Source organism: Pseudoxanthomonas broegbernensis, assembly GCF_014202435.1.
GTDB classification, from domain to species: Bacteria; Pseudomonadota; Gammaproteobacteria; order Xanthomonadales; family Xanthomonadaceae; genus Pseudoxanthomonas; species Pseudoxanthomonas broegbernensis.
On sequence record NZ_JACHGU010000002.1, the window covers coordinates 303,177 to 326,510 of the forward strand.

The window sequence follows — 23,334 nt, forward strand, 5'->3', positions numbered from 1 at the left end:
GGGCCAGGCCCGGCGACCTAGGTGTGATCTCTCAGTAGGTTGTTCATCCGGGGCATCTCTGGAAGATGGGGGTTGCGAAGCCAACCCAGCCCCCAGGAGCCCCGGATGAACCTGCATAAACATGCCCGTCTTACGCCTCGCGGTCGAGCCCTGCTTGTCGAGCGGGTGATCGATCACGGCCTGCGGGTCGAGGAGGCCGCCCACGCCGCCGGGGTGAGCATCCGCACGGCGTACAAGTGGCTCCGCCGTTTCCGCCAGGAGGGCCTGGACGGGTTGCATGACCGCTCCTCGCGTCCTCTCCGATCCCCCACGGCGACTCCGCCAGGGGGGGGTGCGCAGGTGATCATGCTACGCCGTCAGCGACAGACCTATCGCCAGATCTCGCTGGCCTTGCCCGTCGGGCCGAGCACCATCGCCCGACTGATGCAGCGTGCCGGGCTGCACCGACTGGCGGAGCTCGCGCCGGCACGCCCGGACAACCGCTACGAGTACCCGCAGGCGGGCGACCTGCTGCACCTGGACGTCAAGAAACTGGGGCGCTTCTGGCGGCCCGGACACCGGGTCACCGGTGATCGCCAACGCGCATCCGACGGCGCCGGATGGGAGTTCGTCCACCTGGCCATCGACGACCACTCCCGGGTCGCCTTCGGCACCATCGAGAACGACGAGCGTGGCTCCAGCGCCTGCCGCGCATTGCTGCAGACACTGCGCTACTACCGAACCCTCGGCGTCACCTTTACCCGGGTGATGACCGACAACGGGGCCTGCTACAGGAGCCGGCGGTTCCGCCGACTCCTGCAGCGCCTGGGGCTGCGACACCTGCGCACACGGCCCTATACGCCACGCACCAACGGCAAGGCCGAACGGCTGGTCCAGACCGCGTTGCGCGAATGGGCCTACGCCCGCTCCTACCACAACTCCCACCAGCGCCAGCAGGCACTTCCTGCCTGGCTGCACCGCTACAACTGGCATCGACCGCATGCCAGCCTGGGCTACAAGCCCCCTATCAGCCGACTCCACCTCCCGCTGAACAACGTCATGGGTTTACACACCTAGGCGTCGTCTTCCGCGGCGGCCTCGCGGCCCTGCTGACGGATCAGTGCTTCTTCGCGGGCGTCGTTGATGGCCTGGCGCACGCTGTCCAGGTCGACCGCGGATTCGTCCGGGGTGAATTCGCCGGTCAGCTCCGTGTCCGGCTGCAGGTCGCCGGCCTGGAACAGCGCCCACATCTCCTCGCCGTACCAGGTGTCCAGCAGCTCGGGCGCCCAGCGGCCGAGGTTGGCGGTGAGGTTGTTGACGTCGCGCAGCAGCATCGTGCGCGCGGCGTTGTTGCCGGCGGCGCTGACCACCTGCGGGAAGTCGATCACCACCGGCCCGTCCGATCCGACGAGCACGTTGTAGGCGGACAGGTCGCCGTGGATCAGGCCGCAGCACAGCATGAGCTTGACCTGCCGCACCAGCACCTGGTGGTATTGGCGCGCCTGTTGCGCATCGAGTTCCACCTCGCCCAGGCGCGGCGCGGAGAAGCCTTCGGCATCGGCGACCAGTTCCATCACCAGCACGCCATGGAAGTAGCCGTGCGGCTCGGGTACGCGCACGCCGGCGGCGCGCAACTGGTAGAGCGCCTCGACCTCGGTGTTCTTCCAGGCGGCCTCCTGCTGCTTGCGCCCGTACTTGCTGGCCTTGCCGATGGCGCGCGCCTGGCGGCTGCCGCGCACCTTGCGGCCTTCCTGGTATTGCACGCGCTGCTGGAAGCTGCGCTGGGCCATGTCCTTGTAGACCTTGGCGCAGCGCACTTCGCCGCCGCTGCGGACGACGTACACCGCCGCTTCCTTGCCGCTCTTGAGCGGTCGCAGCACTTCATCGATGACGCCGTCATCGATCAGCGCCTGCAGGCCTTGGGGGGTCTTCACGGAGTCTCTGGAGGGGGACGCGGCGATGCCGGCGCCGAGGCGGCGAATCTTCGCATCTTCGGGCGGGCGTAGCCATCGCCGGATGCGGCCCTGGCTGCCGGCGGAGGCCGGCGGCCAGGACGGAAGGGGCACGGGCGGTGCCCCTTCCGTCTTCCCGGTCCGCCGTGGATGCCGTCGGCCGGGAACCGGCCGCTCAGCCCGCCTGCGGCTCGGGTTCGCCGCTGGCTTCGCCCTCGGCCGCGGCGGCGCGGTCGTGGCCGTGGTCGCGGGCAAGGAACAGGTACATGGCTGGCAGCACGAACAGGGTGAACAGGGTACCCAGGGTCATGCCGGCGGCGATGGTGGTGCCCATGGAGAAGCGCGCGGCCGCGCCCGGTCCCTTGGCCATCAGCAGCGGCACCATGGCGAACACCAGCGCGGCGGTGGTCATCAGCACCGGGCGCAGGCGGATGCCGGCGGCCTGTTCGATCGCCTCGCGCTTGGACAGCCCTTGCCGCTGCAGCTTGTTGGCGAACTCCACGATCAGGATGCCGTGCTTGGAGATCACGCCGACCAGGGTCACCAGGCCCACCTGGGTGTAGATGTTGATGCTCATGCCGGGGAAGGCCTCGATGCCGGCGAACTGCAGCACGCCGGACAGCAGGGCGAGGGCGTTGAGCACCAGTAGCGCCCCGGAGATGGCCATGGGCACGGTGATGAGCATGATCAGCGCGTCGCGGAAGCTCTCGAACTGCGCGGCCAGCACCAGGAAGATGGCCACCAGGGCGAAGGCCAGGGTGACCAGCATGGTCGCGCCTTCCTGCTTGAACTGGCGCGACTCGCCGGCGTAGTCGACGCTGTAGCCTTGCGGCAGCACCTCGGAAGCGGCCTGTTCCAGCACCCGCAATGCCTCGCCCTTGGACACGCCCGGGCGCGGTGCGAAGGTGATGCCCACCGCATTGAGCTGCTGGAAGCGCTTGAGCGTCTGCGGCTGGGTGGTCTCCTTCAGCGTCACCAGGGTGGACAGCGGCACCAGTTGCCCGTCGCGGGTGCGGGTGTAGTAGTTCTCCAACTGCTGCGCGTTGAGGCGGTCGCTGCGCTGCACCTGCGGGATCACGCGGTAGGAGCGGTTCTCCATGGCGAAGCGGTTGGTGTAGCCGCCCGAGAGCATGGCCGCCATGTCCGCGGCCAGGGTGCGCATGTCGATGCCCAGCATCGCCGCCTTCTCGCGGTCGATCTGCACTTCTATGCGCGGCTTGTCGATCTTCAGGTCCTTGTCCAGGAAGATGAAGCGGCGGCTTTCCATCGCCTTCCGCAGGATCGCCTCGGACAGCTCGTCCAACTGCTGCAGGCTGCCGATGCCCAGCACCAGGAACTCGCCGCCGCCGTCGCCACCGGCGCTGGGCAGCGAGGGCGGGACCAGGGCGAAGGTGTTCAGGCCGGTGACCTGGGCCAACTTGGGCTGAAGGTCCTGCTGCAGCACCTGGTTGGTGGAGCGCGTGCGCTCGGCCCAGGGCTTGAGCACGAAGCCGGCCATGGCGCTGTTGCTGGCGCCGCCGCCGCCGAAGCCGCCGTTGAACAGGAAGAAGTCGTTGATCTCGGGGATGTCCCGGGCGATCGCGTTCACTTCCTCGGTGTAGCGCTCCACGTAGTCCAGGGTGGTGTAGGCGTCGGCGCTGCCGATGGCGAAGACGAAGCCCTCGTCCTCCAGCGGCGCCGGCTCCTTGGGCGCGGTGACGTACAGCACCGCGCACGAGGCCAGCACCAGGGCGCCGAACACGCCGATCACCACCTTGGTGTCCAGCGCGCCGTGCAGGCGCCGCTCGTAGCCGCCGCGCAGGCGCTCGAAGCGCGCGTCCAGCCACCGCTCCAGCCGGGTCTTGCCGTGGCCGCCCGCGTGCGCCTTGAGGAACTTGGCGCACATCATCGGAGACAGGGTCAGGGCGATGATGCCCGACAGCAGCACCGCGCCGGCCAGGGTGAAGGCGAACTCGGTGAACAGCACGCCGGTCAGGCCGCCCTGGAAGCCGATGGGCAGGTACACCGCCACCAGGGTGGTGGTCATGGCCACCACCGGCCAGGCCAGCTCGCGCGCGCCCTTGATGGCCGCGTCGTGCGGACTCATGCCGTCCTCGATGTGGCGGTGGATGTTCTCCAGCACGATGATGGCGTCGTCGACGACGATACCGATGGCCAGGACCATCGCCAGCAGGGTCAGCAGGTTGATGGTGAAGCCCATCAGCAGCATCAGGAACAGTGCGCCCACCAGCGACAGCGGCACGGTGATCGCCGGGATCAGCACGCTGCGCAGCGAGCCCAGGAACAGGAAGATCACCACGATCACGATGAGCACCGCCTCGACGATGGTGCGCACCACCTCGTCGATGGCGCCCTGGATCGACTCGGTGCTGTCGTAGGGGATGGTGGCGACGATGCCCTCGGGGAGTTGCGGCACGATCTCCTCGTCCCAGGCCTTGCGCACTTCCTCGATCACGTCCAGCGAGTTGGCGTCGGGCGAGACGTAGATGCCCATGAAGGTGGCCGCGTCGCCGTTGATGCGCACCGAGGTGCCGTAGCTCTCCGAACCCAGGTGCACGTCGGCCACGTCGCCCAGGCGGACGATGGCGCCGTCGTGCTCGCGCACGACCAGCCGGCGGAATTCCTCGGCGCTGCGCAGGTCGGTGCGCGCGGTCAGGTCGATGGCCACCATCTGGCCCTTGGTCGAGCCCAGCGCGGACAGCACGTTGTTGGCCTGCAGTGCGTTGTGGATGTCGCTGGCGGTGACCTGCTGGGCGGTCATGCGGTCCGGCTTCATCCACACGCGCATGGCGAAGGTGCCCGCGCCCATGATCTCGGCGCGCTGCACGCCGGGGATGGTGGCGATGCGCGGCTCCACCGCGCGGCTGAGGTAGTCGGTGATCTGGTTGTTGTCCAGCCGCTCGCTGGCGAAGGACACGTACATCGCGGCGATCTGCTGGCCCTGCTGCAGGTCGATCACCGGGTCCTCGGACTCGGCCGGCAACTGGCTGCGCAGCTTGTTGACCTTGGCCGCGATCTGGGTGAGGGCCTCGTTGGCGTCGTGGTCCAGGCGGATGTAGGCCTGGATCACGCTGGCGCCGGCGGCGCTGGTGGAGGTGAGGTAGTCGATGCCCTCGGCGCTGGCCACCTCGCGCTCTAGCGGGGTGGTGATGAAGCCCTGGATCAGGTCCGCGTCGGCGCCGTAGTAGGTGGTGGTCACGGTGACCACCGCATTCTGCAGCTCCGGGTACTGGCGCACGTTCAGTTCGGAGAACGAGCGCAGCCCCAGCAGCAGCACGAACAGGCTGACGACCATCGCCAGCACCGGCTTGTTGATGAAGATGTCGGTGAATTTCATCTCAGCGGTTCTCGGGCGTGGGCGCCTGGTCGGCGGCCGGCTGCACCTTGTTGTTGACGATCACCGCCGCATCGTTGCGCAGGCGCAGCAGGCCGCTGCTGACCACCACCTCGCCGGGCGCCAGGCCGTCGATGATGCCGACCAGGTCGCCGCGGGTCGGGCCGGTGGTGACGAAGCGCTGCTTGACCACGTGCTGCGGCGCCTGCTGGCCTTCGGCCGCCCCGGCCTCCTTCATGCGCGGCGGCGCGTCCACCAGCACGTACACCGAGTTGCCGTACGGGTTGAAGCTGACCGCGGTCTGCGGCACCACCACCACGTCCTGCGCCTGGCCCAGGTCGAAGCCGACGCGGGCGAAGGTGCCGGGGCGCAGCGCGCCGTCCGGGTTGGCCAGGGTGGCACGCACGGCGAAGTTGCGGGTGCCGGCGTCCACCGAGGGCTCCAGCGCGGTGATCGTGGCCTCGAACTCCCGATCGGGCAGGGCGTCCACGCCGAGCGCCACCTTCGTGCCCACGGCGACCTGGCCCATGCGCTGCTCGGGCAGGGAGAAGTCGGCGTGGATCGGGTCCAGCGCCTGCAGGTTGACGATGGGGTCGCCGGGGCCGAGGTACTGGCCCAGGTTGACCCGGCGGATGCCCAGCACGCCGTCGAACGGGGCGCGGATGGTCTTCTGCGCGATCAGCGCGCGCTGCGCTTCGGCCTGGGCCTGGGTGCTGGCCGCGTCGGTGGCGCGCTGCTCGACGTCGGCGCGGGAGACCAGCCTGGACTCGCCCAGTTCGCGCCAGCGCTCGCGCTGGGTGGCGGCCAGGCGCGCGGCCGCGTCCAGCGCCTTGAGCTGGGCCAGCTCGTTGGCGGTGTTCAACTGCACCAGCAGGTCGCCCTTCTTCACCGGCTGGCCGGATTCGAACGCGATTTCCCGGACCACGCCGCCGGCCTCGGTGGTCACCTCGGTGCCGTTGTCGGCCACCAGGCTGCCCACCGCCTCGGCGCTGCCGGTCCAGTGCTCGGCCCGGGCCCGGTAGGTGCTCACTTCCACCGGCGGCTGCGGCATGTTGTCGAAGAACTGGTTGGTCATCGCGCGCATTGCCGCCCACACGGCGAACACGCCGCCGAAGACGACGAGGAAGGCCGCCAGCATCAGGACCATGCGGCGGGCGGTGGAGGGCGGGCGCTTGGCGCGGGGCGGCGTGCTGGGACTCATGGCGATTCCATTCCGGTACGGTCTTGGGGGATGGAGCCCGGCGACGCGCGGGTCGGGGCGGTGTGCGGATGCGGGGCGCAGCGGCGGGGCGCGTGGCGGGGAGGGGCGGAAGGCCGGGCACGATCACGGGGCTGCGGAAGGGGGATTCTGCCGGTCGGCCGCTTGCCGGGCAACGCTTGCGCTCGGGGTGCCGGGTGTGGGCAAGGCGCCGCGGCCGCGGCGGGGCGGAGGCGGGCCGGCGTTGCTTCATAATCGCGGCGACTTCACGCCGACCCCACCCTGCCGATGAGCGCACCCGCCTCGCCCCGCCGCATCCTGTTCGCCAGCCTCATCGGCACCACCATCGAGTTCTTCGACTTCTACATCTACGCCACCGCGGCGGTGCTGGTGTTCCCGGCGTTGTTCTTCCCCGCGGCCGAGCCGGCGGCGGCCACGCTGCAGTCGCTGGCCACCTTCGCCCTGGCGTTCTTCGCCCGGCCGCTGGGCTCGGCGCTGTTCGGCCACTTCGGCGACCGCGTCGGACGCAAGGCCACCCTGGTGGCGGCGCTGCTGACGATGGGCATCTCCACCGTGCTCATCGGCCTGCTGCCCACGCATGCGCAGATCGGCGTGGCCGCGCCGGCGCTGCTGGCGCTGTGCCGCTTCGGCCAGGGGCTGGGCCTGGGCGGGGAGTGGGGCGGGGCGGTGCTGCTGGCCACCGAGAACGCGCCGCCGGGCAAGCGCGCCTGGTACGGGATGTTCCCGCAGTTGGGCGCGCCGCTGGGCTTCCTGTGCTCGACCGGCGTGTTCCTGGTGCTGGCGCACTACTTGAGCGATGCCCAGTTCATGGCCTGGGGCTGGCGCATCCCGTTCCTCGCCAGCGCGGTGCTGGTGCTGATGGGGCTGTGGGTGCGGCTGCGCATCACCGAGACCCCGGCGTTCCAGGAAACGCTGGACCGTGGCGAGCGCGAGCGCCTGCCGATGCTGACCGTGCTGACCCGGCACTCGGGCACGCTGCTGGTCGGCACGCTGTCGCTGATGGCGACCTTCGTCCTGTTCTACCTGATGACGGTGTTCGCGCTGAGCTGGGGCACCTCGGCGCTGGGCTACGGGCGCGAGCAGTTCCTGCTGCTGCAGATGCTGGGCGTGCTGTGCTTCGCCATCACCATCCCGTTGTCGGCGGTGTACGCCGACCGCTTCGGCCGGCGCCGGGCGATGATCGTGGCCACGGTGGGGATCATCGTCTTCGGGCTGCTGTTCGAGCCGCTGTTCGCCGCCGGCAGCGCCTGGCAGGTGCTGCTGTTCCTCGGCCTGGGGCTGGGGCTGATGGGCCTGACCTACGGGCCGTGCGGGACGATCCTGGCCGAGATGTTTCCCACCCCCGTGCGCTACACCGGCGCCTCGCTGGCGTTCAACCTGGCCGGCATCCTCGGCGCCTCGCCGGCGCCGTACATCGCCACCCGGCTGGCCGGCAGCCATGGCATCGCCTCGGTGGGCTGGTACCTGGCGGGGATGTCGGCGCTGACCCTGCTGGCGCTGCTGGCGGTGCCGAAGCGGCCGCTGGACTGAGCGTCTCCTGCCGGGCGTTCGCGGCGGCTGGCGCGGGCCGGGCGGGCATGGCCGGGCGCTGCGTCGGTCCCGGCGGCGAAGGCGGGCATGCCGGCCGCCGCCGCCCGGCGCTCAATCGGACACGATCACCCGGTTGCGGCCGGCGGCCTTGGCCAGGTACAGGCGGCGGTCGGCCTCTGTGAGCAGGCGGTGCAGGTCGTCGCCCGGTTCGGCGCTGCGCACGCCGATGCTGACCGTCATCTGCAGCTCGCTGCCGCGCACCGGCACGCGCAGGTCCTCGATGCGCTGGCGCAGGTCCTCGAAGTAGCGGGCCAGTTCCTCCCCTTCCAGCCCGGGCACCAGCAGGCAGAACTCCTCGCCGCCGAAGCGCGCCACCTGGTCCTGGCGGCGGGCGTGGCTGGACACCGCGGCGGCCACCGCGCGCAGGGCCTGGTCGCCGGTGTCGTGGCCCCAACTGTCGTTGATGTGCTTGAAGTGGTCGATGTCCAGCATCGCCGCCGCCACCGGGGCGCGCACGTCCTGCAGGCGCGGCACCATCCGCTCGGCCTGTTCGAGGAAGTGGCGGCGGTTGGGCAGGCCGGTGAGGAAGTCGCGGGTGGCCAGGTCCTGCAGGCTGCCGATCAGCTCCAACTGGTCCACGTTCTGCGAGACGCGGCAGAAGAATTCCTCGCGCGTGTAGGGCTTGCGCAGGAAATCGTTGGCGCCGTTCTTGAGGAAGCGGGCGACCAGGCCCGGGTCGTCGCGCCCGGACACGCCGATCACCGCCACCCGGTCGCGGGTGCGCAGGGCGCGCAGGCGGCGGGTCAGCTCGATGCCCTGCATGCCCGGCATCTCCTGGTCCACCACCGCCAGGCGGATGGTCTGGTCGCCCTCCAGCGCCCGCAGCGCCTCGGGGCCGTCGGCGGCCTGCACCACGCGGTAGCCGAACATCTCCAGCAGCGCGGCCGCGTGCGTGCGCGCCGAGGGCGAGTCGTCCACCACCAGGGCGGAGATGCGGCGGTTGCGCTCCAGCCGCTGCACCAGCCAGACGATGTAGTCCAGGTTGCCCGGCGTGCTCTTGACCACGAAGTCGATGATCTGCCGGCGCAGCATGCGCTCGCGCAGGTCCTCGTCGTAGACGCCGCTGACCACCACGGTGGGCAGCCCGCGGTCGAGGAAGCAGTCGACGACCATGTCGCGGTCGCCGTCGGCCAGGACCAGGCCGGTCAGCACCATGAACCAGTCGTCGTGTTCCTCCAGCGCCTGGCGCGCCTCGGCCAGGGTGGACGCCGCCGTCACCGGCAGTTCCAACTGGTGCTCGATGGCCTGGGCCACGGCCTGCACGTAGGCGCGCGAATTCTCCACCAGCAGCACGCGCTGCGGCAGGGGAGTGGGCTGGGATGTCAGCGGCAGCGCGTGCATACGGAGGCGTTCGGCAGTCTCTGCCGGTGGATAGCGGCGCGGCCCGGGGAAACTTTAGAACCCCGTCACAGATTTTGTGGTGGCGCGGAGCCGGCCGCCGCCTACCACAGGGCGTCGCGCAGCTTGTACCAGGCCATCGCCAGGACCAGCAGCGGCGTGCGCATGATCCGGCCGCCGGGAAAGGGCGCGTGCGGGATCTTGGCGAACAGGTCCAGCCGCTGCGACTGGCCGCGGATGGCCTCGGCGATCAGCCGGCCGGCCAGGCCGGTGCTGGCCACCCCGTGCCCGGAGAAGCCCTGGGCGAAGTACACCTTGGGCGTCAGCCGGCCCCAGTGCGGCGCGCGGTTGAGCGAGATGTCCACGTAGCCGCCCCACAGGTAGTCGATCGGCACCTGCGCCAGTTGCGGGAACACCGCGCGGATGCGCCGGCGCATGACCCCGCGCAGGTTCGGCGGCGGCAGGCTGGAATAGCTGGCGCGGCCGCCGAACAGCAGGCGGTGGTCGCGGCTGAGGCGGAAGTAGTCCAGTGCCCAGTTCACGTCGGCCACGGCCATGTCGTTGCGGATCAGCGCCCTCGCGCGCGCCTGGCCCAGCGGCGCGGTGGCGGCGATGTAGGTGCCCACCGGCATGATCCGCGATTCCAGCTCCGGGGCGATTCCGCGAAGCCAGGCGTTGCCGGCGATCACCGCGAAATCGGCCGCGACCTCGCCGCCGTCGGTGCGCAGGCGCGGCCGGGGTTCGCGGACCAGTTCCCGTACCGGCGAATGCTCGAAGATGCGCACCCCGGCGGCCAGCGCGGCGCGGGCCAGGCCCCGGGCGTACTCCAGCGGATGCAGGTGGCCGCTGGCGGGGTCGTACACCGCGCCCAGGTAGCGCTCGCTGTCCAGCTCGGCGCGCAGGCGCGGGCGGTCCCACCACTGCAGCGGGTAGTCGTAGCGCTGCGCCATCTCGACGATGTCCCGGCGCAGGGCGCGCGCCTGGCGCGGCCGCACCGGCACGTGGGCATGGCCGTCGCGCCAGTCGCAGGCGATGCGGTGGCGGGCGATGCGCGCGCGCAGCAGGTCCATGCCCTCGCGCGAGAGGTCGAACAGCGCCCGCGCCGCGCCGCGGCCGAGCATGTTCTCCAGGGTGGCCTGGCCGCAGCCGTAGCCGGCGATGGCCTGGCCGCCGTTGCGCCCGGAGGCGCCCCAGCCGACGCGCCGCGCCTCCAGCACCGCCACCCGGTAGCCGGCCTGGGCCAGTTCCAGCGCCGCCGACAGGCCGGTGTAGCCGGCGCCCAGGATGCACACGTCGGCCTCGATGCGCCCGCACAGCGCCGGCTGCTCGGCCAGCGGCGCGGCGCTGGCGGCGTACCAACTGGGCGGATCGGCGGCGGGTGCGGTCATGCGGCCGCCAGCCGGCCGCGGCCGCCGCCGCCGCGCGTACCGCGCCGGTCACACGGTGCGCAGGTACCAGGCATGGTCAAGATCGGTGACGGCGGCCTCGAAGTCGCGCATCTCCTTGCGTTTCTGCTGGCCGTAGATGTGGCGGAAGGCCTCGCCGTACCAATGCGCGGCGAAGTCGCTGCCGAGGAAGTCGCCGATGGCCTGGCGCCAGTACGGTTCCTGCGCCGGGTATTGCGCATAGGCGTTGCCCGTCGCCGGCGGCCCCGGCTCCATGCGCCGCTCGATGCCGTGCAGCATGCCGGCCAGCACCGCCGCGGCCACCAGGTAGGGATTGGCGTCGGCGCCGGCGATGCGGTGCTCGATGCGGGTGTTGGCCGCGTCGCTGTGCGGGATGCGCAGGGCCACGGTGCGGTTGTTGAAGCCCCAGGCCAGGTTGAGGGGTACGAAGGCGTGGGCGACGAAGCGCCGGTAGCTGTTGGCGTGCGGGGCGAACAGCAGCAGGTTGTCGCGCGCGCTGGCCTGCAGCCCGGCGACGGCGTGGCGCAGCATGCCGGCCGGCGCGGCGGCATCGCCGGCGAAGGCGTTGAGGCCCTGGTCGTCGAGCAGGCTCACGTGCAGGTGCAGGCCGCTGCCGGCCTGGCCGGCCAGCGGCTTGGCCATGAAGCTGGCCAGCGCGCCTTGCCGCTGGGCGATGGACTTGATCGCGCGCTTGAGCAGCACCGCGTCGTCGCAGGCGGCCAGCGCGTCGGCGCGGTGGCCCAGGTTGATCTCGAACTGGCCGGGCGCGTACTCGGCCACCGCGGTGTCGGCCGGGATGCGCTGGGCGCGGCAGGCGTCGGCCACCGCGTCGATGAAGCCGGCATGCTCGTCCAGGTCGTCGATGGAATAGACCTGGGTGCTGGCGTTGCGCCGGCCGTCGCCGGGGTTGAGCGTGGGCCGCGGGCGGCCGTCGGTGCCGGGCAGGCGGTCGAACAGGTAGAACTCCAGTTCCACCGCCACCACCGGGGTCAGGCCGAGCGCGCGGCAGCGTCCGAGCACGCGTTCCAGCACCCAGCGCGGCTGCGCCTGGAACCCGCCGCCGCTGCCGTCCTCCATCTGCAGCAGCAACTGCAGCGCCGGCCGCGGCGACCAGGGCACCGGGCGCAGCGTGCCGGGGATCGGCCGGCAGGTGCGGTCCTCATCGCCGATGTCATAGCCCAGCCCGGTTTCCTCCACGGTATTGCCGGTGATGTCGGCGGCCACCAGCGACATCGGCAGGCACACGCCGTCGGCGTAGACCTTCTCCAGCGCCTCGGCGGCCACGCGCTTGCCGCGCAGCACGCCGTTGCAGTCCGGCAGCAGCAGGTCCACGTGCGCGGCGCCGCCGGGCAGGGCGAGCAGGGTCTGCAGGTCCTCGGGCGGCAGCGCGGACGGTGCGGTTTCGCGGTTCATCGACGGCCTCGGCGAGGGGCGATGGCAGCTTAGCAGGCGGGGGTGCGCGTCAAGAATACTCAACGTCCCGGCGGCGGATACGCGCGTTCCGCGGGGAAAACCGCCCGCTTGCGGCCGTGCGCGTCGTTGTAAAACCAAAACGCGCGGGGTAAGTTGCGGGAAAGCCATCGGACATCGCTCGCATGGCCCTGCCGCCCCTGGTCGGCCTGCCCACCGACCATAAACCGATCGGCCCGCATCCCTTCCTCGCGGTCGGCGAGAAGTACGTCCGCGCGGTGGTCGAAGGGGCCGATGCCACGCCGGTACTGTTGCCGGCGCTGCAGCCGCCGGTGCCGCCCGGGCAATGGCTGGCGCGGCTGGACGGCCTGCTGCTGACCGGCTCGGTCAGCAACATCGAGCCTTACCACTACAGCGACACGCCCACCGACGCGGACGACGTGAGCGACCCGGCACGCGACGCCACCACCCTGGCCCTGGTCCCGCTTGCGCTGGCGATGGGGCTGCCGGTGCTGGCGATCTGCCGCGGCGCCCAGGAAGTGAACGTGGCCCTGGGCGGCAGCCTGCACCGCCGGCTGCACGAGGTGCGGGGCCTGTCCGACCACCGCGAGGACCCCGACGACCCGCTGGAAGCCCAGTACGCGCCCGCGCACGAGGTGCGCCTGTGCGAGGGCGGGCTGCTGGCGGCCATCGCCGGTGCGCCGCATGCACGGGTGAACTCGCTGCACGGCCAGGGCGTGGACCGGCTGGCCGCCGGGCTGGTGGTGGAGGCCACCGCGGAGGACGGCCTCGTCGAGGCCTTCCGCAGCGACGGCGGCGGCTTCCTGCTGGGGGTGCAGTGGCATCCGGAATGGCAGGTGACGCGCGATCCGTTCTACCTGGGCATCTTCCGTGCGTTCGGCCAGGCCTGCCGCGACCATGCGGCGCGGCGGCGCACGGACGATGCGACGCCGGCCACGGCCGCCCCGACCGATGGGACATCCTCATGAGCACCCGCCCCGCACGCGGCAGGCCCGCCAGCCCGCAACAGCAGGAAAGCTCGCTGCGGCGCTGGCTCAAGGAGCGGCGCATCACCGAGGTCGAGTGCCTGGTGCCCGACATCACCGGCAACGCGCGCGGCAAGATCATCCCCGCCGACAAGTTCAGCCACGACTACGGCACCCGGCTGCCCGAGGGCATCTTCGCCACCACCGTCACCGGCGAATACCCGGACGACTACTACGAGCTGGTCTCGCCCTCGGACTCGGACATGATCCTGCGCCCGGACCCGGACACCGTGCGCATGGTGCCCTGGGCCACCGACCCGACCGCGCAGATCATCCACGACTGCTACACCAAGGACGGCCAGCCGCACGAGCTGGCGCCGCGCAACGTGCTGCGCCGGGTGCTGGCCGAGTACGAAAAGGAGGGGCTGCGGCCGGTGGTGGCGCCGGAACTGGAGTTCTTCCTGGTGCAGAAGAACACCGACCCGGATTTCCCGCTGCTGCCGCCGGCCGGCCGCAACGGGCGCCCGGAGACGGCGCGGCAGTCGTACTCGATCGACGCGGTCAACGAGTTCGACCCGATCCTGGACCTGATGTACGACTACTGCGAGGCGATGAAACTGGACGTGGACACCCTGATCCACGAGTCCGGCGCCGCGCAGTTGGAGGTCAACTTCACCCATGCCGGGGCGCTGTCGCTGGCCGACCAGGTGTTCCTGTTCAAGCGCACCATGCGCGAGGCCGCGCTGCGCCACGGCGTGTACGCCACCTTCCTGGCCAAGCCGATGGAGACCGAGCCGGGCAGCGCCATGCACATCCACCAGAGCCTGGTCGACGGCAAGGGCCGAAACGTGTTCACCGGGCGCGGCAAGGCGCGCCACAGCGAGGCGTTCGCCCACTACCTGGGCGGGCTGCAGGAGTACGTGCCGATGGCGATGGCCTTCTTCGCGCCCAACGTCAATTCCTACCGGAGGCTGATGTTCGGCGAGGCCTCGCCGATCAACGTGGAGTGGGGCTACGACAACCGCACCTGCGGCCTGCGCGTGCCGATGGACACCCCGGAGAACATGCGCGTGGAGAGCCGCTTCGCCGGCTCCGACGCCAACCCCTACCTGGCCCTGGCCGCGACCCTGGCGTGCGGCCTGCTGGGCATCCGTGGCAAGCTCGGGCCCACCGCGCCGCTGGCCGGCAGCGCCCAGGAGCGGGGCTTCACCCTGGCCCGCTCGCTGGGCGAGGCGCTGGACCGGCTGGAGGCCTGCGCCGCGCTGCAGGAGATGCTCGGCCCGCGCTTCGTGCGCGCGTACGTGGCGGTCAAGCGCAAGGAGTACGAGACCTTCTTCCGCGTGATCAGCTCGTGGGAACGCGAGTTCCTGCTGCTGAACGTGTGAGGTCCGCCATGGACGCGCCGGACATCCGCGAACTGCAGCGCCTGGACGCCGCCCACCACCTGCATCCGTTCAACGACAACGCGGCGCTGGCCCGGCAGGGCACCCGGGTGCTGGTCCGCGGGCAGGGCTGCTACGTGTGGGACGCGGACGGCAACGAGCTGCTGGACGCCTTCGCCGGGCTGTGGTGCGTGAACATCGGCTACGGCCGCGCCGAGCTGGGCCGGGCCGCGGCCCGGCAGATGACGCGACTGGCCTACTACAACAGCTTCTTCCAGTGCACCACCGAGCCGACCATCCGCCTGGCGGCGAAGCTGGCCGAGCTGGCGCCGGGCGACATCAACCACGCCTTCTTCGTCAACTCCGGCTCGGAGGCCAACGACACCATCCTGCGCCTGGTGCGGCACTTCTGGGCGGTGCAGGACCAGCCGCGCAAGAACATCTTCATCGGCCGCCGCAACGGCTACCACGGGACCACCGTGGCCGGCGCCAGCCTGGGCGGGATGGCCGCCATGCACGGGCAGGGTGGATTGCCCATTCCCGACATCCACCACATCGCCCCGCCGTTCTGGTTCGCCGACGGCGGCGAGCTGCCCGAGGACGAATACGGCCTGCTCGCCGCGCGCCGGCTGGAGCAGAAGATCCTGGAGCTGGGCCCGGAGCGGGTGGCCGCGTTCATCGGCGAGCCGGTGATGGGCGCCATCGGCGTCCATATCCCGCCGCGCACCTACTGGCCGGAGGTCGAGCGGATCTGCCGCAGGTACGACGTGCTGCTGGTGGCCGACGAGGTGATCTGCGGCTTCGGCCGCACCGGGCGGTGGTTCGGCTCCCAGCACTTCGGCTTCCAGCCGGACGTGATGACCCTGGCCAAGGGCATCACCTCCGGCTACATCCCGCTGGGCGCGGCGATGTTCAACGACCGCGTGGCCGGCGTGCTCAAGGACAGCGGCGGCGAGCTGGCGCACGGGGCCACCTATTCCGGCCACCCGGTGTGCGCGGCGGTGGCGCTGGAGAACCTGCGGATCATGCAGGACGAGCGCATCGTCGAGCGCGCGCGCGAACAGGTCGCGCCGTACCTGGCCCGGCGCTGGGCCGAGCTGGGCGAGCACCGGCTGGTCGGCCAGGCGCGCATCGTCGGCCTGATGGGTGCGCTGGAGCTGGTCCCGGACAAGGGCCGGCGCGCATTCTTTCACGAGCGCGGCCAGGCCGGCGTGCTATGCCGGGACAACGCCCTGCGCAACGGCCTGATCCTGCGCGCCACCCACGATTCGATGCTGCTGTCGCCGCCGCTGGTGATCGCCCGGGAGCAGGTGGACGAACTGTTCGACAAGACCTGGAAGTCGCTGGACCAGACCGCCGCCCGGCTGGGCCGGTGAACCCGGTGGGCAAACCGCCTTGCCTGGCGCTACCCTGCGCGGGACTCCCCCGACCGAGGACACCCCGATGAAGCTGCGCCCGCTGACCCTGAGCATCGCCGCCCTGCTGCTGGCCGCCTGCGGCGGCAAGGACGCCGGTTCCGGCGCGGGCGGCGCCGAGGAAAAGGTACTCAACGTCTACAACTACTCGGACTACATCGCCGAGGACACCATCCCCGACTTCGAGAAGCGGACCGGCATCCGCGTCACCTACGACGTCTACGACAGCGACGAGATCGTGGAGACCAAGCTGCTGGCCGGCTCCAGCGGCTACGACATCGTGGTGCCGACCCTGAACTTCTTCGGCCGCCAGATCCAGGCCGGCGTGTTCCGCAAGCTGGACAAGAGCAAGCTCCCCAACCTGGCCAACCTGGACCCGGAGGTGATGGAGCGCATCGCCGCCCAGGACCCGGGCAACGAGTACGGCGTGCCGTACATGATGGGCACCACCGGCATCGGCTACAACGTGGACAAGGTGGTGGCCGCGTTCGGCAGCGACGACATCGCCGGAAGCTGGGACCTGGTGTTCAAGCCGGAGAACATCGGCAAGCTCAAGGACTGCGGGGTGACCCTGCTCGATACGCCCTCGGACATGATCCCCATCGCCCTGCACTACCTGGGCGAGGACCCGCACAGCGCCGACCCGGCCACGATCCAGAAGGCCGCCGAGCTGATCAAGTCGATCCGCCCCTACGTGCAGAACTTCCACTCCAGCCAGTACGTCAGCTCGCTGGCCAACGGCAGCACCTGCCTGGTGGTGGGCTGGTCGGGCGACATCATCCAGGCCCGCGACCGCGCGCAGGAGGCCGGCAACGGCGTGAACGTGGCCTATTCGATCCCGAAGGAAGGCGCGCCGCAGTGGTTCGACATGCTGGCCATCCCGGCCGATGCCCGGCACCCGGACAACGCCCACGCCTTCATCGACTACCTGCTGCAGCCGCGGGTGGCGGCCGCCAACACCAACTACATCCAGTACGCCAACCCGGTGGGGGCGGCCACGCCGCTGGTGGACGAGGACATCCGCGACGACCCGACGATCTACCCGCCGCGGGAGGTGGCCGCGAAGATGTTCACCTACGCCACCAACGCGCCGGAGACCGACAAGCTCTACACGCGCCTGTGGACCGAGATCAAGACCGGCCGCTGAGGCCGCGGGAGCGTCCATGACGGCGAGCAGCGCACGCACGCACGCACCCTCCGCCGCCGCGGACCCGGCGCACTACCTGCGCATCGAGGGGGTGCGCAAGGAGTTCGACGGCTTCGTCGCCGTGGACGACGTCAGCCTGGACATCCGCAAGGGCGAGATCTTCGCCCTGCTGGGCGGCTCGGGCAGCGGCAAGTCCACCCTGCTGCGCTGCCTGGCCGGCTTCGAGCGGCCGACCAGGGGAAGGATCGTGCTCGACGGCGAGGTCATGAACGAGCGGCCGCCCTACGAGCGCCCGATCAACATGATGTTCCAGTCCTACGCCCTGTTCCCGCACATGAGCGTGGAGCAGAACATCGCCTTCGGCCTCAAGCAGGACGGCCTGGCCAAGGATGCCATCGGCAGGCGGGTGGGCGAGATGCTCGAACTGGTGCAACTGGGCAAGCTGGCCAGGCGCAAGCCGCACCAGCTCTCCGGCGGCCAGCAGCAGCGCGTGGCCCTGGCTCGCTCGCTGGCCAAGGGGCCCAAGCTGCTGCTGCTGGACGAGCCGATGGGCGCGCTGGACAAGAAGCTGCGCTCGCGCATGCAGTTGGAGCTGGTCAACATCATCGAGCAGTCCGGCGTCACCTGCGTGATGGTCACCCACGATCAGGAGGAGGCCATGACCATGGCCACCCGCATCGCGGTGATGGACCAGGGCTGGATCCAGCAGGTGGGCAGGCCCGACGACATCTACGAGCAGCCGGCCAGCCGCTTCGTCGCCGGCTTCATCGGCTCGGTCAACCTGATCGAGGGCGCGATCGAGGAGGACCGGCCCGAGTACGTCGTCCTGCGCACCGGCGACTTTCCCGCGCCCATCTACATCGGCCACGGCATCACCGGCTACGAGGGGCAGCCGGTGGCCTTCGCGCTGCGCCCGGAGAAGGTGCACATCGGCAAGGACGAGCCGCCGGGCGACAGCAACAAGGCCCGCGGCACGGTCGAGGACATCGCCTATTTCGGCAGCCATTCCGTGTTCCACGTGCGCCTGCCCAGCGGCGCCAAGATCCTGGCCAACTTCGCCAACATGAAGCGCTGGGACAGTGACGGCATCACCTGGAACGACCCAGTCTGGGTGTCGTGGGGCGAGGACGACGGCGTGGTGCTGACCGCATGAGCGCGCGCGGCCTGAGGCGGCTGCTGCCTTCCGGCCGCTGGGCGGTGATCGGGGTGCCGTTCCTGTGGCTGGCGCTGTTCTTCGCGGTCCCGTTCCTGATCGTGCTGAAGATCTCGTTCTCGCGGCCGGCCATCGCCATGCCGCCGTACGCGCCGATCCTGGAATACATCGACAACGCGCTGACACTGCGCCTGAACCTGGGCAACTACGCGGCCCTGTTCACCGATTCGCAGTACGTGCTGGCCTACCTCAGCTCGATCCAGATCGCCGCCGTGTCCACGGTGCTGTGCCTGCTGATCGGCTACCCGATGGCCTACGCCATCGCGCGGATGAAGCCGTCGGTGCGCAACATCGCGCTGATGGCGGTGGTGCTGCCGTCGTGGACCTCGTTCCTGATCCGGGTCTACGCCTGGATCGGCATCCTCGACGCCAACGGCATCCTCAACCGGTTCCTGCTGTGGACCGGGCTGGTCGATGCGCCGCTGCGCATCCTGTACACGCCGACCGCGGCCTACATCGGCATCGTCTACTGCTACCTGCCGTTCATGATCCTGCCGCTGTACGCCACCCTGGCGAAGCTGGATGGCCGCCTGCTGGAGGCCGCCTACGACCTGGGCGCCAAGCCGTGGCAGGCGTTCGTGCGCATCACCCTGCCGCTGTCGCGCTCGGGGATCGTGGCCGGCTGCATGCTGGTGATGATCCCGGCGGTGGGCGAGTTCGTGATCCCGGAGATGCTGGGCGGGCCGGACACGCTGATGATCGGCCGGGTGCTGTGGGGCGAGTTCTTCAACAACCGCGACTGGCCGGCGGCCTCGGCGGTGGCCATCGTGATGCTGTTGCTGCTGCTGGTGCCGATACTGGTGTTCAACCGCTACCAGCAGAAGGAGATGGAGGGCCGGCTGACATGAACCCGACCTTCGGCCAGCGGGCGCTGCGCTGGGCGGTGCTGGCGCTGGGCTTCGCCTTCCTGTACCTGCCGATCGTGCTGCTGGTGGTGTACTCGTTCAATTCCTCGCGGCTGGCCACGGTGTGGGCGGGCTTCTCGACCAAGTGGTACGGCGAGCTGCTGCGCGACCGGCAGATGCTGGACGCGGCCTGGGTGAGCCTGCGCATTGCGTTCTGGACGGCCAGCGCGGCCACGGTGGTGGGCACCCTGGGGGCGATGGTGATGACCCGCTTCCGGCGCTTCCCGGGCAAGACCGTGTTCGGGGCGCTGGTGACCGCGCCGCTGGTGATGCCGGAGGTGATCATCGGCCTGTCGATCCTGCTGATGCTGGTGTCGGCCGGCGCGGTGCTGGGCATCCCGTCCAAGGGCATGGTGGCCATCTGGATCGCGCACGTGACCTTGACCGTGTCCTTCGTCACCGTGGTGGTGTCCTCGCGCCTGCAGGAGATGGACCGCTCGCTGGAAGAGGCGGCGATGGACCTGGGCGCGAACCGGCTGAAGGTGTTCTTCCTGATCACCTTGCCGATCATCGCGCCGGCCCTGCTGAGCGGCTGGCTGCTGGCGTTCACGCTGTCGCTGGACGACGTGGTGATCGCCAGCTTCGTGGCCGGGCCGGACTCGACCACGCTGCCGATCAAGATCTTCTCCTCGGTGCGCCTGGGCGTGAGCCCGAAGATCAACGCGCTGGCCGCGTTGTTGATCATGGCCGTGTCGCTGGCCGCGGTGGTGGGCTGGTGGCTGATGTACCGCAAGGACAAGCGCCGCCGGCATGACATGCAGTTGGCCCTGCAGGAGAACGGCTGAGGCCGCGCGGCCCCTTCCGAAGCCGATGCTTTTTGTTCCAGGCGCTCCTTGAGGCCAACGCGGCCACCAAGCCTGTTCCCGGCACCGTTCCGCCACCGCAACAGTCCGGTGAAACCGGGAAGGTTATGCTCGCCGCCATCGGCACCATCTTCGGGCGAAGCCACCCAGGAGCGTCCCATGAACGCCATCGATCCACGCCATGCACCCGCCCGCGTCATCCGCACCGTGCGCGGCCGCGCCGCTTCCGATGGCGCAGGGGTGAAGCTGACCCGGGTGATCGGCGGTCCCGAACTGCCCGACCTGGACCCGTTCCTGCTGCTGGACGAGTTCGGCACCGACCAGGCCGAGGACTACCTCGCCGGCTTCCCGAGCCATCCGCACCGCGGCTTCGAGACGGTGACCTACATGCTCGACGGGCGCATGCGCCACAAGGACAACCACGGCAACGAGGGCCTGCTCACGCCGGGCAGCGTGCAATGGATGACCGCCGGCCGCGGCCTGGTCCATTCGGAGATGCCCGAGCAGGAATCCGGGCGCATGCGCGGCTTCCAGCTTTGGGTGAACCTGCCGGCGCGCGAGAAGATGACCGAGCCGCGCTACCAGGAATTCGCTCCGGAGCGCATCCCGGCGGTGCTGCCGGCCGCGGGCGTGGAAGTGAAGGTCATCGCCGGCCGTGTCGGCGAGACGGCCGGGCCGATCACCCAGCCGGCCACCGACCCGCTGTACCTGGACATCGCGCTGCAGCCGGGCGCGGCCTGGGAGCATGCGCTGCCCGAGGGCCACAACGCCTTCGCCTACGTGTTCGAGGGCGCGGCGACGGTGGGCGAGGGCGAGGATGCGCGCGCGCTGGACACCCACCAGATGGGGGTGCTGGGCGGTGGCGCGGTGCTGTCGCTGCGTGCCGGGGATGCCGGCGCGCGCCTGATCCTGGTCGCCGGCGCGCCGCTGCGCGAGCCGGTGGCGCGGCATGGTCCGTTCGTGATGAATACCCGCCAGGAACTGATGCAGGCGTTCGTGGACTACCAGGAAGGCCGCTTCTGAGCGAGGGCCCACGCAGGCGTCGCCCGTAGGAGCTTCCCTGCGGGCCATGCCTGCCGTTCATCGTGCCGCCGTCGCCGATGCCTCTTCACCCGGGCCACCAGAAGACGGCCCGCGCGCACGGGGCCGCGTGAGGTGCGATCAGAAGTGGCGCTGGAAATCGAAGGACTGGCGGCGGCCGTCCGCGTCCACCTGGACGTCGATGCGCACGACGTCGCGGGGCGAGACGGGCAGCACGCCGATGTGGTCGACGTAGTCGCCGGTGGACACCGGGCGCAGGGCGATGGGTGCGCGGCGGCCGCTGAGGTCGCGCGCCTGGGCCTGGAGCCGGCCGTCGGCCGGGTGCTCCACGCCTTCGCCATCGACGCGGCGCAGCGCCACCACCAGCAGCGCGCTGCCCGGTGCGCGGGCGATGCCGTACTGGCGCGCGACGGCCTCGCCCAGGGACAGCGTGGGCAGCAGGTTGTAATGCGCGCGCAGCGCGCCGTCGAGGTCGGCCACGGCCGGCGCGGGGGCGACGAACTGCGCCGGTTGCGGCGCGTCGCCGCCCACGCAGCCGGCCAGCAGCGCGGCGGCCAGCAGGGTAGCGGCGGCGAGGCGCGGGGAGCGCACGGCCATCATCCGGCCGCCAGCTCGGCGCCGCGGACGCGCGCGGCATGCACGGCCGTCGCCACCAGCGCTTCGAAACCGCCGGCCTGGAAAGCCTCGATCGCGGCCTGGGTGGTGCCGCCGGGCGAGGTCACCCGGCGGCGCAGCTCGGCCGCCGGCTCGCCGCTCTCGGCCAGCATGCGGCCGGCGCCCAGGAGCGTCTGCACCACCAGGGTGCGGGCCTGCGCCGCGGGCAGGCCTTCGGCCTCGGCCGCCGCCTGCATGGCCTCGGCCAGCAGGAACACGTAGGCCGGGCCGCTGCCGGAGACCGCGGTCACCGCGTCCATCAGCGGCTCGTGCTCGATCCACACCGTCGCGCCGGCGCTGGCCAGCACCGCATCGGCGCGCGCGCGCCGGTCGGCATCCACGCCCGCGCCGGCGAACAGGCCGGTGACGCCGGCGCCGAGCAGTGCGGGGGTGTTGGGCATGCAGCGCACCACCGGCAGGCCGCCGCCCAGCCATTGCTGCAGGCGCGCCACCGGGATGCCGGCGGCGATGGACACCACCAGCGGCCGCGTGGCCTGCGCCTGCGCGGCCACCGATTCGCACACCTGGCCCATCACCTGCGGCTTGACCGAGAGCACCCACAGGTCGGCGCCCCGCACCGCGTCGGCGGCGTCGGCGAAGGCCTGCACGCCGAAGTCGGCGGCCAGGGCCTGGCGCAGTGGTTCCACCGGCTCGGCCACGTGGATCGCGGTGGTGTCCGTGCCGCGCGCGGCCAGGCCGCCGATCAGGCTGCGGGCCATGTTGCCGCCGCCGAGGAAGGCGATGCGGCCGGGCGCGGAAGGAGAGTGGGTCATGGGGGCGGGGCTCCTGGCGGATACCGCGCCAGTGTACGCGCGCCGCTCAGCGCGGCGGGCGCGGGCCGAACAGCGCGGTGCCGATGCGCACCATCGTGGCGCCCTCGGCGATGGCCACGGCGAAGTCATCGCTCATGCCCATCGACAGGGTGTCCATGCCCGGGTGTTCGGCCGCCAGTGCGTCGAACAGCGCCCGCATCCGCCGGAACGCCGGGCGCCTGGCCTCGGCCTCGGCATGCGGCACCGGGATCGACATCAGCCCGCGCAGGGCCAGCCGCGGCTCGGCCGCGACCTTGCGCGCCAGTGCCGGCAGTTCCTCCGGGTGGCAGCCGGCCTTGCCGGCTTCGCCCTCCACGTTGACCTGCAGCAGCACGTTCAGCGGCGCGCGCGCCGGGTGCCGGTGCCGGGCCAGGGCCGCGGCCACGCTGGGCCGGTCCACGCTCTGCACCCAGTCGAAGACCTGCGCGGCCAGGGCGGCCTTGTTCGATTGCAGGTGGCCGATCAGGTGCCAGTCCAGGCCCGCGTCCAGGGCGCCGCGCTTGGCCGCCGCTTCCTGCACGTAGTTCTCGCCGAAGGCGCGCTGCCCGGCGCCGGCCAGGACGGCCACCGCCTCGGGCGGCTGCACCTTGGAGACGGCCAGCAGGGCCGGTGCCGGCCGCCCGGCGGCGGCGGCGGCCTCGTGGATGCGATGCAGCACCTGGTGCAGGCGTTCGGCGGGCGTGGCGGGTGGGGGCACGGGGCGGCGGGTTTCGGGATTGGCGGCGGCGGCCGTGGCGCTATACTGCCG

At 71.0% G+C, this 23,334-nt stretch carries 19 protein-coding genes; 10 read left to right on the forward strand and 9 right to left on the reverse strand.

Annotated elements, in window-relative coordinates; all coding sequences use genetic code 11:
- Positions 1 to 105 precede the first annotated feature (105 nt).
- Positions 106 to 1,056 carry an IS481 family transposase gene (locus HNR76_RS04930; protein ID WP_162311697.1) on the forward strand — a complete coding sequence of 317 codons (951 nt, stop codon included), beginning with the start codon at positions 106 to 108 and terminating at the stop codon, positions 1,054 to 1,056.
- Here HNR76_RS04930 and HNR76_RS04935 read toward each other — a convergent pair.
- The 3 genes from HNR76_RS04935 to HNR76_RS04945 all read right to left on the reverse strand — a co-directional run bounded on the left by HNR76_RS04935 (position 1,053) and on the right by HNR76_RS04945 (position 6,466).
- The gene (locus tag HNR76_RS04935; RefSeq protein WP_162311696.1) at positions 1,053 to 1,913 is read right to left on the reverse strand and encodes a PA4780 family RIO1-like protein kinase; all 861 of its coding nucleotides are present in this window, start codon (positions 1,911 to 1,913) and stop codon (positions 1,053 to 1,055) included. The genes HNR76_RS04930 and HNR76_RS04935 overlap by 4 nt on opposite strands.
- Positions 1,914 to 2,106: 193 nt before the next feature.
- Positions 2,107 to 5,268: an efflux RND transporter permease subunit gene (locus HNR76_RS04940; RefSeq protein ID WP_162311695.1), complete on the reverse strand. Its 3,162-nt coding sequence runs from the start codon at positions 5,266 to 5,268 to the stop codon at positions 2,107 to 2,109.
- Position 5,269: 1 nt separating this feature from the next.
- Positions 5,270 to 6,466 (reverse strand): efflux RND transporter periplasmic adaptor subunit, encoded by a 1,197-nt coding sequence (locus tag HNR76_RS04945; protein WP_162311694.1) that lies wholly within the window; start codon positions 6,464 to 6,466, stop codon positions 5,270 to 5,272.
- Between the two features lie 285 nt (positions 6,467 to 6,751).
- On the opposite strand from HNR76_RS04945, the gene HNR76_RS04950 reads away from it, so the two are divergent.
- Positions 6,752 to 8,014: an MFS transporter gene (locus HNR76_RS04950; RefSeq protein WP_183982124.1), complete on the forward strand. Its 1,263-nt coding sequence runs from the start codon at positions 6,752 to 6,754 to the stop codon at positions 8,012 to 8,014.
- 111 nt (positions 8,015 to 8,125) lie between these two features.
- On the opposite strand, the gene HNR76_RS04955 is transcribed toward HNR76_RS04950, so the two are convergent.
- The 3 genes from HNR76_RS04955 to HNR76_RS04965 form a co-directional block, all read right to left on the reverse strand.
- The gene (locus HNR76_RS04955) at positions 8,126 to 9,415 is read right to left on the reverse strand and encodes a diguanylate cyclase (RefSeq protein ID WP_162309787.1); all 1,290 of its coding nucleotides are present in this window, start codon (positions 9,413 to 9,415) and stop codon (positions 8,126 to 8,128) included.
- A 101-nt stretch (positions 9,416 to 9,516) separates the two neighbouring features.
- Positions 9,517 to 10,800: an NAD(P)/FAD-dependent oxidoreductase gene (locus HNR76_RS04960; RefSeq protein ID WP_162309788.1), complete on the reverse strand. Its 1,284-nt coding sequence runs from the start codon at positions 10,798 to 10,800 to the stop codon at positions 9,517 to 9,519.
- 48 nt (positions 10,801 to 10,848) lie between these two features.
- The gene (locus tag HNR76_RS04965) at positions 10,849 to 12,231 is read right to left on the reverse strand and encodes a glutamine synthetase family protein (RefSeq protein WP_162309789.1); all 1,383 of its coding nucleotides are present in this window, start codon (positions 12,229 to 12,231) and stop codon (positions 10,849 to 10,851) included.
- A gap of 182 nt (positions 12,232 to 12,413) precedes the next feature.
- Between HNR76_RS04965 and HNR76_RS04970 the strand changes: the two genes are divergently transcribed.
- From HNR76_RS04970 to HNR76_RS05005, 8 genes are all read left to right on the forward strand, one after another.
- The gene (locus HNR76_RS04970; RefSeq protein ID WP_162309790.1) at positions 12,414 to 13,217 is read left to right on the forward strand and encodes a gamma-glutamyl-gamma-aminobutyrate hydrolase family protein; all 804 of its coding nucleotides are present in this window, start codon (positions 12,414 to 12,416) and stop codon (positions 13,215 to 13,217) included.
- Complete coding sequence (locus HNR76_RS04975; protein WP_162309791.1) at positions 13,214 to 14,599, forward strand: glutamine synthetase family protein; 1,386 nt, start codon at positions 13,214 to 13,216, stop codon at positions 14,597 to 14,599. The genes HNR76_RS04970 and HNR76_RS04975 overlap by 4 nt, the downstream gene beginning before the upstream one ends.
- Positions 14,600 to 14,607: 8 nt before the next feature.
- On the forward strand, positions 14,608 to 15,972 hold the full coding sequence (locus HNR76_RS04980) for an aspartate aminotransferase family protein (protein ID WP_162309792.1): 1,365 nt from the start codon (positions 14,608 to 14,610) through the stop codon (positions 15,970 to 15,972).
- A 67-nt stretch (positions 15,973 to 16,039) separates the two neighbouring features.
- Positions 16,040 to 17,158: a polyamine ABC transporter substrate-binding protein gene (locus HNR76_RS04985; RefSeq protein WP_162309793.1), complete on the forward strand. Its 1,119-nt coding sequence runs from the start codon at positions 16,040 to 16,042 to the stop codon at positions 17,156 to 17,158.
- A 16-nt stretch (positions 17,159 to 17,174) separates the two neighbouring features.
- Complete coding sequence (locus tag HNR76_RS04990) at positions 17,175 to 18,311, forward strand: ABC transporter ATP-binding protein (protein ID WP_162309794.1); 1,137 nt, start codon at positions 17,175 to 17,177, stop codon at positions 18,309 to 18,311.
- On the forward strand, positions 18,308 to 19,219 hold the full coding sequence (locus HNR76_RS04995; protein ID WP_162309795.1) for an ABC transporter permease subunit: 912 nt from the start codon (positions 18,308 to 18,310) through the stop codon (positions 19,217 to 19,219). The genes HNR76_RS04990 and HNR76_RS04995 overlap by 4 nt, the downstream gene beginning before the upstream one ends.
- Positions 19,216 to 20,061 (forward strand): ABC transporter permease subunit, encoded by an 846-nt coding sequence (locus HNR76_RS05000; protein WP_162309796.1) that lies wholly within the window; start codon positions 19,216 to 19,218, stop codon positions 20,059 to 20,061. The genes HNR76_RS04995 and HNR76_RS05000 overlap by 4 nt, the downstream gene beginning before the upstream one ends.
- A gap of 177 nt (positions 20,062 to 20,238) precedes the next feature.
- Entirely contained in the window at positions 20,239 to 21,102 is an 864-nt protein-coding gene (locus HNR76_RS05005; RefSeq protein WP_162309797.1) for a pirin family protein, read from the forward strand.
- A 138-nt stretch (positions 21,103 to 21,240) separates the two neighbouring features.
- On the opposite strand, the gene HNR76_RS05010 is transcribed toward HNR76_RS05005, so the two are convergent.
- Genes HNR76_RS05010 through HNR76_RS05020 form a run of 3 tightly spaced genes read right to left on the reverse strand, consistent with a single transcriptional unit; the run spans position 21,241 to position 23,283 of the window.
- Entirely contained in the window at positions 21,241 to 21,717 is a 477-nt protein-coding gene (locus HNR76_RS05010; protein ID WP_162309798.1) for a DUF4426 domain-containing protein, read from the reverse strand.
- Positions 21,717 to 22,547: a pyrroline-5-carboxylate reductase gene (gene proC / locus HNR76_RS05015; RefSeq protein WP_162309799.1), complete on the reverse strand. Its 831-nt coding sequence runs from the start codon at positions 22,545 to 22,547 to the stop codon at positions 21,717 to 21,719. The genes HNR76_RS05010 and proC overlap by 1 nt, the downstream gene beginning before the upstream one ends.
- A gap of 46 nt (positions 22,548 to 22,593) precedes the next feature.
- A complete protein-coding gene (locus HNR76_RS05020) occupies positions 22,594 to 23,283 on the reverse strand; it encodes a YggS family pyridoxal phosphate-dependent enzyme (RefSeq protein WP_162309800.1) in 690 nt (229 codons plus the stop codon).
- Positions 23,284 to 23,334 lie beyond the last annotated feature (51 nt).